Genomic DNA, 2,201 nt, shown 5'->3' with positions numbered 1-2,201 from the left:
GTCTTTTACTCGACATACACCAATCACCCACAAAAACACCCCCCAACCCCCCGCAGGGAGGGGTGGGTGGGTCAGGCTTCCGCGCTGACCGGGCGCTCCCGGGGCCGGAGCACGGCAGTGGTGGGCCGGTCCGGTGCGGCGGCCTCGACGAGCCGGTCGATGGCGTCCTCCAGGGCGTCGAGCACCTCCGGGAGAGCGGCGGCGACGTCGGCAGGTCCGGCGTCCGGCCTGCTGTAGGTCGAGTCGAGCAGGCGCTCCGCGGCGTCCAGGAGCGGTTCCATCCGGTCGGGCGAGGTGAACCCCAGGCCGACGGAACCCTTCATCACGATCTCGAAGCCCGCGACGATCTCGTTGATGGCCGCGTCCCGGACCAGACCGTGCGCCTGCATGATCGTGATGATCCGGTGCAGCGGGTCGCCGGGGAACTCCGCGGGATCCGGTGCCCCGTCCAGGACGCCCAGGACGTGCGGCGCCAGGTCCGGGTTCTCCAGGACCGCCAGGATCTCGCGCCGGACCACCCGTCCGACGGTCAGTCGCGTCGCGCCGGTGCGCAGGTCGTCGGCGAGATCGGCCATGAGCCCCGCCACCTCGAGCCGCAGGACGGCGTCCCGGAGCCGGGCCTTGGTCGGCCAGTACAGGAAGACGGTGCCCTTGCCGACGCCGGCGCGCGCGGCGACGGCGTCGACTGTCGTCTGCTCGGCGCCGTCCAGCCGGAACTGTGCTCTGGCCGCGGCCAGGATCCCCTCCGTGCGGTCTTGCACCGGACGCGCCATGGTCACCCCTCCGCTCACTCGGTCCGGCTCATCGTAGTCCGGCGTTCTTGACTGACGAAAATTGCCAGTCAATAATGAGGCAACATCGTCCGGAGGAGAGAGATCCACATGAGCAAGCCACGCGCGCTGGTCGTCGGGATGGGCATCGGGGGACTGGCGGCAGCACTGCGCCTGCGCGACATCGGCTGGGAGACCGTGCTGATCGAGCGGGCACCGGAACGCCGAGGGGCCGGGTACTTCGTCGGGATGTTCGGCACCGGGCAGGCGGCGGCCGCGCGGCTCGGGGTGCTGGACGCGATCGGGAACCGGACCGACCCGGCGTCGATCACGTACGACGTCGAACGGGACGGCCGCCGTCGTCCGGGCCTGGGCTACGGCGACCTGCCCGGCCTGCCCCAGCTCATCCTGCGCGGCGACATCGAGACGGCGCTCTACGACGCCGTCCGGCCGGTCACCGAGATGCGGTTCGGCACCACGCCGGTCGCCTTCGACGAGCACGCGGAGGGCGTCGACGTCACGCTGCGCACCACGGCGCGCGGGCCCGCCGGCGAGCAGAGCACGGAGGCGACGGAGCGGTTCGACCTCGTCGTGGGCGCCGACGGCCTGCGGTCGACGGTGCGCCGCCTGGCCTTCGGTCCGGACGCCGACTACCTGCGGCCGCTCGACCACATCATCGGCGTCACGGTCCTCCAGGAACCCGTGCCCGGCTTCCTGGCGACGGACGGGCTGGTCCTGGCGGAGCCCGGCCGTTCGGTCTGGGTGTTCCCGTTCACGGACCACCGGCCGACGGTCCTGTTCAACTACCGGACCGACGACGAGGACGCGCAGTTCCGCCGTCCGCCCGCCGAGTCGCTGCGCGCGGCCTTCGGACCCGAACCGACGGGACCCGTGCTCGGCAACCTCCTCGACCAGTTCGAGGCAGCCGACGACTTCCTCTTCGACTCGGTCCACCAGACGGTGATGCCGACCTGGCACACCGGTCGCGTGGTGCTGCTGGGCGACTCGGCCTGGTGCCTGACGCTGTACTCGGGCATGGGTGCCTCGACCGCCCTGGCCGGAGCGGACCTGCTCGGCACGGTCCTGCAGCGCAACCCGGGCAACCCCGCCCGCGCGCTGCGCGAGTGGGAGATGCGGCTGCGCCCGTTCATCGCGGGCCACCAGAAGAACGGCCGGCGGGACCTCGTGTCGTTCGTCCCGCAGACCGACCGGGACAAGGCACGGCGCACCCTCACCCAGACGCTCCTGGGCAACGCCACGGGCAAGCGGGTCATGCAGCGCGTCCTGGCGAGCCAGTTCAGGGAAAAGGCGACAGACGTGGCCGCCGCCTGACCCCCTTCGTTGTTTGGTTGGTTTTTTGCCATAGAAACCCAATAAACACCACCAAAAAACACCCACAAAACGTGCGGGGGGGGGGTGAGTCCAAAAGGT

2 protein-coding genes are annotated in these 2,201 nt (G+C 70.7%); one reads left to right on the top strand and one right to left on the bottom strand.

Annotated features, from left to right (window positions below; all coding sequences use genetic code 11):
• Nucleotides 1-71: 71 nt before the first annotated feature.
• Nucleotides 72-773 (bottom strand): TetR/AcrR family transcriptional regulator, encoded by a 702-nt coding sequence (locus tag ACFWE2_RS09520; RefSeq protein ID WP_377223978.1) that lies wholly within the window; start codon nt 771-773, stop codon nt 72-74.
• A gap of 108 nt (nt 774-881) precedes the next feature.
• Here ACFWE2_RS09520 and ACFWE2_RS09515 point away from each other — a divergent pair, with 108 nt between their 5' ends.
• Nucleotides 882-2,102, top strand: coding sequence for an FAD-dependent monooxygenase (locus ACFWE2_RS09515; protein WP_377223977.1), 1,221 nt, complete (start codon nt 882-884; stop codon nt 2,100-2,102).
• Nucleotides 2,103-2,201: the final 99 nt, after the last annotated feature.

The sequence above is a fragment of the Promicromonospora sp. NPDC060271 genome, from assembly GCF_042726755.1.
Taxonomy (GTDB): Bacteria; Actinomycetota; Actinomycetes; order Actinomycetales; family Cellulomonadaceae; genus Promicromonospora.
The sequence above is the reverse complement of the archived record's forward strand: the minus strand, read 5'-3'. Positions and strand labels throughout refer to the sequence as shown.